Genomic DNA, 8,577 nt, shown 5'->3' with positions numbered 1-8,577 from the left:
AGGCCCATCTCCGGTTTCCATCGTGCAATTTCCCCCCGTTGCCGCGTCAGCAGCACGGTTTCGGTAAAGCTGTTGATCGTAACATATCTGCGGAAAAAACGCTCCAACACCGACCCGAGCACATAGACGCTGGTGCCTTCAAAAAAACTGTCGTCAAAGCCGAGTTTCAGTTCCAGTCCGCGCACCGCCGTTGACATCAACCCATCGGACATCCGCCGCACGATAGGCCGGCTTTCAATGGAGGTCATGCCTTCGATCTGCTTCTCCACCGTCTTGTCAGCAGTGGGCGCATAGATGCCGACCAATTCGCGCAGCGCCGCGATGCCGCCGCCGTTATCGGTATCGGCAATCGACAGGTAGTTCAGGCTCAGATGGCTGATCAGACGCCATGCTGTATCGCCCTGACCAAGACTGGGGCGCGGGCGCGTCGGGGCAACGGGAGTTGTCACATGCGCCACGGGACCACCATCGGGCAAGTGAAACACATCCGCAGCCCCGGTCGAAAGCAGCAAGGGCAAGTCGCGGTTGGTGCAGGTCGCCTGTACTGAAAGTTGCCCCAGATCAACAGGGTAAGGTGCCTGGCGTGGGTCCACCAAGGTCAGGTACAGTTCCGACCCCAGGTAAGACGTGCGCGCGCCTTTCAATCGCTCCCGCTCACTCCGCTGCCGCATGCGGCGGAACTGGGTGTAATAGGAAGGGTGCGTATCGCCTGCCGCCGTGAAATCATCTGAGGAATAGAAGGGCCGAAACTCCACATCCTTGTCGCCTTTTTCGGAAATTCCCTGCACGCCCTGTATCGAATAAATCTCAAAATCCAGCGGCGCGGTGCGGTCCGGAACGATGTGATGTTCCACATCGGCGGTGGTCAGCAGCACCCGGTCACAGCGCTTTTCAAACAGATTGACGGCAGGTGTCGCATGCAGGGTAAATGCCTCCGGCGTTACCGAGGCGGCCAGTTCCGGCATCCCGTCACGCAACATCAGGTAGATATCAACCGCCCCGCCCGCTGCCTTTTTCAACGCGGGTTGAATCCCGATCAGATCGACAAAATGGAACCGCTCCGGCATGCCGAAATATTCCTGAAGCAAGCGGTAACCATCAAAGGACCGTTGCGGTGTGGGCAGCAATGCCTCCTCCCGGTCAAAGCCGCGTGGCGTCACCCGTGCTTTCGGCAGGTCCAACACCCAATCGGCACGGCGATCCGTGGACCGTGCTGCAACCCCCGTAACCTGCGTGCTCAGCAACTCATGCAGATCCCAATGGCGGCCGACTTTGTTGTTCATGAACAACGTCAGTTTATCCAGTGACAGCGCCGAAATCGGCTCTACCCCGCGCCGTTTGAGGCGCAGACGGATTCCTGCCCGCGCCTCTACATCGCGAGAGATTCCGGCGGCCACCAATTGGCCGCGACCATCCAGATATTCCGCCTCGATGATGTCGACCGGCCAAAGCGTGACATCCTGCGCGGTGGTGAAAATGCAGGCGGTCTGATCCCCCTCCCCCAGCGAGGATCGCAACTGCGTCCCGCGCGGCAGGGTGTAACCATCGGCCATCGCGGCATTCGCGGCATCCGGATCAAATGCCGCAACCATCATCGAAGGTGTCGGCGCGAGGTAATGCGGGTAAACGATTTCCAGCAGATGCCGCGTGAACGCTGGAAATTGCAGTTCCAGTTCCAACTGGACCCGCGCCGACAGAAATGCGGTGCCTTCAAGCAAGCGTTCGACATAGGGATCAAGCACCTCGGCGCTGTCCATGCCGAGACGGGCGGCTATTTTTGGAAATGCCTCTGCGAATTCCGTGCCCATCTCCCGCAGATAGGACAGTTCGGTTTCATAATGCCGCAGAATTCTTGTGTCCATCAGCGTCTCCGAACCGGTGCCGTACCCGGCCCCGGACGCTCCAGCTTCAACTCCCCGGTGGTCATATCCACCTCTGACCGCAAATAAAGCTCCATCGGCAACGGTTGCGCCCACATATCGGCGGCAATATCAAAGGTCACCAGCGTTTGCCCCTTGGTCAGGGTGTCGCGCAGGATCACGTCCAGTGAACCGCCAATGATCCGGGGTTCGTATTTCTCGATTGCGCGCTGGATTGACGCACGGATTTTAGCCGCGCGCAGGTTTGTCGCAAACTCCCCCGCCACCTCTTCTACACCATAGGCGAGGACGGAGTTGCTGACGTTCGGGTAACGCTCCGCGTCAATCATCGAACTGTTGTCAAAGGTGTTGAGCAGCCAGGCGAGGTCACGCTGGATAATCTCGCGCAAGCGGCGAATGTCTATGACACGGCTTTCGCGGGTTTCTTTGGGATTGGTCGGATCATCATCGGTCAACCGATCAAGCAGCGAGGGCTGAAGTCGCTCCGCTATGCCATGGTCCACCATTATGTCGCCACGTCAGGCTGTGCCATGATCAGGCTGCGTACATCCATCAAGGCGGTGTCGCCTGCGTCCGTGGTCAGAAGACGCTGGCCCCGGCCGATGAAGGTTTCGGCGCCGATGTCATGCCAGTTTGTTTCCCGCGCCAGCCGTTCCGCCGCATTACCATGTTCCGCCGTCCCGGCGTAGCGGGTCGGGATCAGCGCGACGATGTCACCACCGTTGCGAAGGGTCATGTTCACCGGCGTCCACACGCAATCACGCAGATCAACCGGCGCTTCGGCGGCAATGCTGCCGATCTGGTTGAACGGCATCCAGAAATATCGCCCGTTCACGATGACTTCCAGCACCGGACCAAGCCGCATATCGGCATCGGCCACCCATTCGAACGGCGTGTCATTTATCGTGCCACCCATGACGGGAGCGGCCTCAAACGCCTTGGCGCGCAGACCGGCCGCATCCTGCGCCCGACCCGCCGCCTGCACCTTCAGCGCCTCGATCAGCAGGGCCACCCATTCCTGCGGCTCTCCGAAAACCAGTGGATCCTTTTCGCCAGAGAATACCTTTTCGCGGTACACCTCGCAGATGATACCTTCGCGGTAGGTCTGCGCCATCGGAACCGCCGCCGGGTCCATCTCCGCCGAGACTTTCAACTGGCGGATCGCGCGATCCCAATCACCAAGCACGGACAGGAGTTGGAACAGAAAAACCCGTTTTGATTTATCCGCAGCATTGGCGCGTATTTCGGCTTGAAGGGCCAGAAGCGCCGCGTCGGGATCACCCTGCTTGACAAGGCTTGCGGCACTTGGCGTCTTGCTGTTCGCGTCGGCCATTTCAAACCCTTTCACGCCTGCCGCAAGAAAGAACCGCGTTCCAGTGGTGGACCGCATTCCCCCTTGCGCCATCGGCAATGGACCGGAGCCCGAAATGGGCCCGGACCAGTTTTACGGTGTTCAGACGGTAAGGGACGCGTTGTTCTTGACGCGGCTCCAACGGACAACCTTGTCCTTCTCCATCTGGCCCTTGTGGCCCTGTTGCTTGTAGGTGATTTCAATCGCCCCAAACTGGAAGGTAACCGTTTCGTCCAGTGAATCCGAGCCAGACACGCCCGACCAGTTGATGTCCTGTACCATGACCAGAACAAAGTCGAACTTCATGAACACGCCGCCCGATTTCGTGGCGGATTCACCCGAACGGCGCAGCTCTACCGTCAAATCCTGATAGTGCTTGCCAGTCACCAGACCATAGAAAAGACCGGTCGAAGCGGAGTCGGTTTTCTTCGTGACGATGAATTCCTTGAACGAAGCCTTGCCCGCGCCGCCACCGCCACTCGTCGATCCGATGTTGATGTTGTTCATCGCACCGATATCAAACGAAGTGATCTCGAAGGCACCTTTGGCGGCATAGTCTTCATCCTGAGTTTCCCCCGGAATACCACCAATGTCGACCGACTCTTTACTATGGGATTTGGAATAACAAAATGCATCAAAAGACATCTTCAGTCTCCTTTACTGAGTTGACCGGCAAACGTTCCCCGTAACCGGCACAGGGCCGTGCGACCCCGGATTGAAATAAGCACCTGGAATGGTGCAGAACTAAGGAAGGCAGGACGGAACGCCCGATCTCGCCTCCGTTGAATGACGCCCTGTACCCCAGGACGCCCAGGATCACCCCTTTTCAGAAGGCAATTTCGATGTCAGCCGCAAGGACACAGACAGTCCTTCAAGTTGGTAATGCGGCCGCAAAAAGAATTTTGATGTGTAATATCCCGGATTTCCCTCTACCTCCTCGATAACAACTTCTGCCGCTGCCAGTGGACGACGCGCCTTTTCTTCTTCCGGCGACGAACCGGAAGCGAAATCAACATATTGGTTGATCCAGTCCTGCAACCAGCCCTGCATATCCTCCCGGCTTTTGTAGGAACCGATCTTGTCGCGCACTATGCACTTCAGATAGTGCGCGAAGCGGCAGGTCGCGAACAGGTAGGGCAAGCGTGCCGCGAGGTTCGCGTTGGCTGTTGCATCTGCATCGTCATATTCCGCCGGCTGATGCAAGGATTGCGCACCGATGAACGCAGCCAGATCGGAATTCTTGCGGTGGATCAGCGGCATCATCCCGTTGCGCGCCAGTTCCGCCTCCCGCCGGTCAGAGATTGCGATTTCGGTCGGGCATTTCTGATCGACGCCGCCATCATCTGACGGGAAGACATGAGAGGGCAGATTCTCCACTGCGCCACCTGATTCGATCCCGCGGATACGCGAGCACCAGCCATAGGTTTTGAACGACCGGTTGATGTTGACGGCCATGCCGTAAGCCGCATTGACCCAAGCGTATTTTTCGGAATCCGCGCCTTCGGTATCCTCCTCGAAAGCGAATGCCTCAACCGGTTCGGTCTTGGCACCATACGGCAAGCGCCCCAGAAAACGCGGCATCGCGAGGCCGACATATTTACTGTCTTCCGACTCACGCAGGCTGCGCCAAGAGGCATATTCCGGCGTTTGGAAAATCTTGGTCAAATCGCGCGGGTTGGCCAATTCGGACCAACTGTCCATCTGGAACAACGACGGCTTTGCACCGGTGATCAGCGGCGCATGGGCGGCCGCAGCTATTTTCGACATCTCGGCCAGCAGTTCCACGTCAGGTGGCGAATGGTCGAAATGGTAATCCGCAACCAGAGAGCCGTAGGGTTCGCCACCGAACTGGCCGAATTCCTCCTCATAGATCTTCTTGAAGATCGGCGATTGATCCCACGCCGTCCCTTTGAATTTCTTGAGCGTCTTGGCCATATCCTTTTTGGAAATGTTCATGACGCGAATTTTCAGCATCTCATCGGTTTCGGTGTTGTTCACCAGATAATGCAAGCCGCGCCACGCACTTTCCAACTGCTTGAAATCGGCATGATGCAGGATCAGGTTCACCTGCTCGGTCAGTTTCTTGTCAATTTCAGCGATAATGCCCTCGATCGTGCGCAATGCGTCGTCCGACACGAGTGCGGTATTCGCCAAGGCTTGCACGGCGAGGGTTTTGACCGCCTCCTGCACCGCAGTCTTGGCTTGATCCGATTTCGGACGAAACTCCTTCTGCAACAGATTGGCAAATTCAGAAGAGCCAAAAGCCTCCTCCGTTGCGCCGCCCGATGATTGAACTTCTGCTTCGGCCATGACTTACCCCTTGTCTTCTTCGGTTGCATCGCCCTTTGGCGCAGGTTGCGCCGCCAGGGCGGCCAGCAAAGCCGGATCCTGAATGGCCGTCGCCAGCAGGTTTTCCGCGCCCGTCTTACCATCCATATAGGTCATCAGGTTGGAGAGTTGGGTGCGGGCGTCCAGCAGTTTTTTCAACGGCTCCACCTTGGCCGCAATAGCGGCGGGGCTGAAGTCATCCATCGACTCAAAGGTGATATCGACGGCCATATTGCCTTCACCCGTCAGAGTATTCGGCACCGTGAAAGCGGCGCGGGGCTTCATGGATTTCATGCGGTTGTCGAAGTTGTCCACGTCAATCTCAAGAAACTTGCGGTTGGCCACGGCGGGCTGCGGCTCCTCCGATTTTCCGGCGAGATCCGACATGACCCCCATCACGAACGGCAGTTGAACCTTTTTCTCGGCGCCATAAAGCTCCACGTCATATTCGATCTGAACCCTTGGCGCGCGGTTCCTTGCAATGAACTTTTGTGAACTGGCCATAACTTGCTCCCTGAAGAATTACTTGAACCTTTTTGATGACCATGCATCTTTTATAGCGGTTTGGTCAATAATCGTCATCGGGCAACCCTCCGATGGTCTTGACGTTGCTGTAGCCGTCTCGGGCCATGTCACGAACGATGGTGACAAAATCCGCGCCAACAAGTCGTTTCGCCCGTTCCAACAATAGCGGCAACGGGCTGGACGGTTCGGTGCGGTTATAATAGGCAATCAACCTGTCCAGCGTATTGCGCACATCTTGCGGGCTGTTGATCGCGCCACCACCACCACTTGATACCACAGCCGGTGCAGACGCGGCACCCGCATCCCCGTTCCCCGCAGCATCATCGGCAGCGCCGACAACCTCACCGAACCCATATTCGGCAATGCGGGCAGCGGCTTGCTTGAGCAGCTTTTCCAATGCGCCAAGTTCCGGCCCCTGCCCCGGAATATGGTCATCAAACGCCGCGTTGATCGTCTTTAGATCGTCCAACGCGGACTGGACCGATTCCCGCAACGCGCCCATCTTCTCAGCACCCGTATCCTTGAATGCGGCAGAAATCGCTCCGGAATCAGCGACTGTTTCCGTACCCTCCGGCGCGGCGGCTTCACCGGTTGCAATGGCAATGTCCCGCAGGGAGATACGCCCGAAAGAACGGCTTTCAGTCAAGGGCGCAAGGCGCACAGCCCGCAAGATGGTGTCCGCATCCACCAAAGCGGCAACCGCATTCACCCGCATTGTCGGGTCATTGTCATCATCCGCATCAAGTTGCGGATGGCAAGTATCCCACCATTGATCGAGGCATCCCCGCAGATAGGCCATCGCCTGCGCAAAACCGCTGAACCCTTCGGTTCTCAGCAGGGCGTGGGCCAGCAAGACACCGGCGCGCAAATCGTGGCTCCGCCCCAGCACTTCCTTGGCACGCGCGATAACCTCGGCGTATTCCGGTTCCTCCGCTGCAATTATGCTTTCACCGACCTGCCGTTCCTCACCGGGTTGCGCTGCCAGTTCAAGCGAAATGAACGCAGGATCATACTCAAGGTTTTCGCCGCTTGGCGCGTCATCGCCATGGCTGTTGAGAAATTCAGACAAATCCATCAAAGACTCTCAAGAATAATTCCCACTTCACAAAGTCATCCGCACTGAACCAAGCCAACGATAACGGAACCGCAAATTCAAGCTACAAAAATATGGATTCCGCATTGGAACCTTGCAATAATAGAAAGAGAATAGACGCAGTATTCACCCCGCGCGAAGAAATATCAAGTCCAGTTGTGGTTGCATACACCATCACGACGCCTTGATCAGCGAACAAACCCACAGGATCGGCTTGCCGAACCGGAGGCATGCCCGAATCCGCGGCATGGAGCGCATGTCGAAGCCAGAAAGCCCCACACAGGCCGGGTACGGTCTTGGGTTGGAGGTTTCGTCAACTATGCTATCGTTACCCGCGTCACCGGTTCTGCGGAACCAAGACTGCATCACGGGTGTTGAGCAACGATCCGGAGAAAAGAGGCTTCACGATGATACGACGACCCCTTCTTACCATGGCACTTACACTATGCGCGGGTGCCGCGCTTTCGGACGAGGTTGGCAAGGTCGGGGTTGACTGGCTGGGAAATGATATCATCGTGGAAAGCATCGCCGACCCCAAGGTGCAGGGTGTGACATGCCATATCGCTTATTTCTCGCGCGGGGTGATTGACCGTTTGCAGCAAGGCAACTGGTTCGAAGACCCGTCCAATTCGTCGATTGACTGCGCCCAGACCGGCCCGATCACCATCGGCGATATCGACCGCAGCGATGACGGTGAGGAGGTCTTTCGTCAAAGTCGCTCGATCATCCTGAAATCCATCGCCGTCACCCGGATTTTCGACGAAAAGCATCAGACGTTGATTTATCTCGCCCATGGGCGGGAAGTCAGCAAAGGATCGGCCAAGACCTCACTTTCCACCGTGTCGCTTTTTCAGACGAAGTGATCAGAGATCAAAGCTGGCGAAAACCGGGGCGTGGTCGCTGGGCTGTTCCCAACCGCGCACCGTCCGGAGGATTCGGCTGGAATGGCCCGCGCTCGCGATATCGCGTGAGGCCCAGATGTGATCGAGCCGGCGGCCTTTGTCGGCAGCGTCCCAATCCCTGGCGCGGTATGACCACCAACTGTAGAGCAAGCCTTCGGGAATATCGGCGCGGGTGACATCCACCCAATCGCCCGCCGCCATCACCTCGTTGAAATGTGCCACTTCCACCGGCGTATGACTGACGATCTTGAGCAGCGCCTTATGGCTCCAGACATCATCCTCACGCGGGGCGATATTCAGATCACCGACGAGAATCGAGCGTTCTGGGCGCTCTGCATGGAACCAGTCACGCATTTCGGTCAGATAGTCGAGCTTTTGGCCGAATTTCTCATTCTGTTCGCGGTCCGGAATGTCGCCACCTGCGGGCACATAGCAATTGTGGATCGTCACACCGTTTTCCAGCCGCGCCGCAACATGGCGCGCATGGCCAAGCTGCAC

At 57.4% G+C, this 8,577-nt stretch carries 9 protein-coding genes; 1 reads left to right on the top strand and 8 read right to left on the bottom strand.

Features of this window, described 5'->3' with window-relative positions; translation table 11 throughout:
* The 7 genes from tssF to tssA form a co-directional block, all read right to left on the bottom strand.
* Nucleotides 1-1,862: type VI secretion system baseplate subunit TssF (gene tssF, locus L0H65_RS09210; RefSeq protein ID WP_301458577.1), on the bottom strand; the 1,862-nt coding region annotated here is incomplete at its 3' end.
* Nucleotides 1,862-2,386, bottom strand: coding sequence for a type VI secretion system baseplate subunit TssE (gene tssE / locus L0H65_RS09205; RefSeq protein WP_301458576.1), 525 nt, complete (start codon nt 2,384-2,386; stop codon nt 1,862-1,864). The genes tssE and tssF, both read right to left, overlap by 1 nt.
* A complete protein-coding gene (locus L0H65_RS09200; protein WP_301458578.1) occupies nt 2,386-3,213 on the bottom strand; it encodes a type VI secretion system accessory protein TagJ in 828 nt (275 codons plus the stop codon). Before L0H65_RS09200 ends, tssE begins: the two co-directional genes overlap by 1 nt.
* A 120-nt stretch (nt 3,214-3,333) precedes the next feature.
* Complete coding sequence (locus L0H65_RS09195; protein WP_301458575.1) at nt 3,334-3,876, bottom strand: type VI secretion system tube protein Hcp; 543 nt, start codon at nt 3,874-3,876, stop codon at nt 3,334-3,336.
* Nucleotides 3,877-4,047: 171 nt separating this feature from the next.
* Nucleotides 4,048-5,541 carry a type VI secretion system contractile sheath large subunit gene (tssC, locus tag L0H65_RS09190; protein WP_301458574.1) on the bottom strand — a complete coding sequence of 498 codons (1,494 nt, stop codon included), beginning with the start codon at nt 5,539-5,541 and terminating at the stop codon, nt 4,048-4,050.
* Between the two features lie 3 nt (nt 5,542-5,544).
* On the bottom strand, nt 5,545-6,063 hold the full coding sequence (gene tssB / locus L0H65_RS09185; protein ID WP_301458573.1) for a type VI secretion system contractile sheath small subunit: 519 nt from the start codon (nt 6,061-6,063) through the stop codon (nt 5,545-5,547).
* Between the two features lie 64 nt (nt 6,064-6,127).
* The gene (tssA, locus tag L0H65_RS09180; protein WP_301458572.1) at nt 6,128-7,159 is read right to left on the bottom strand and encodes a type VI secretion system protein TssA; all 1,032 of its coding nucleotides are present in this window, start codon (nt 7,157-7,159) and stop codon (nt 6,128-6,130) included.
* Nucleotides 7,160-7,584: 425 nt separating this feature from the next.
* On the opposite strand from tssA, the gene L0H65_RS09175 reads away from it, so the two are divergent.
* Nucleotides 7,585-8,040 (top strand): CreA family protein, encoded by a 456-nt coding sequence (locus L0H65_RS09175; RefSeq protein ID WP_301458571.1) that lies wholly within the window; start codon nt 7,585-7,587, stop codon nt 8,038-8,040.
* Here the strand turns inward: L0H65_RS09175 and L0H65_RS09170 are convergent.
* The coding region (locus L0H65_RS09170) for an endonuclease/exonuclease/phosphatase family protein (protein ID WP_301458570.1) at nt 8,041-8,577 on the bottom strand (537 nt) is incomplete at its 5' end.

It is taken from the genome of Pseudorhodobacter sp. (assembly GCF_030452865.1).
Taxonomy (GTDB): Bacteria; Pseudomonadota; Alphaproteobacteria; order Rhodobacterales; family Rhodobacteraceae; genus Pseudorhodobacter.
The sequence above is the reverse complement of the archived record's forward strand: the minus strand, read 5'-3'. Positions and strand labels throughout refer to the sequence as shown.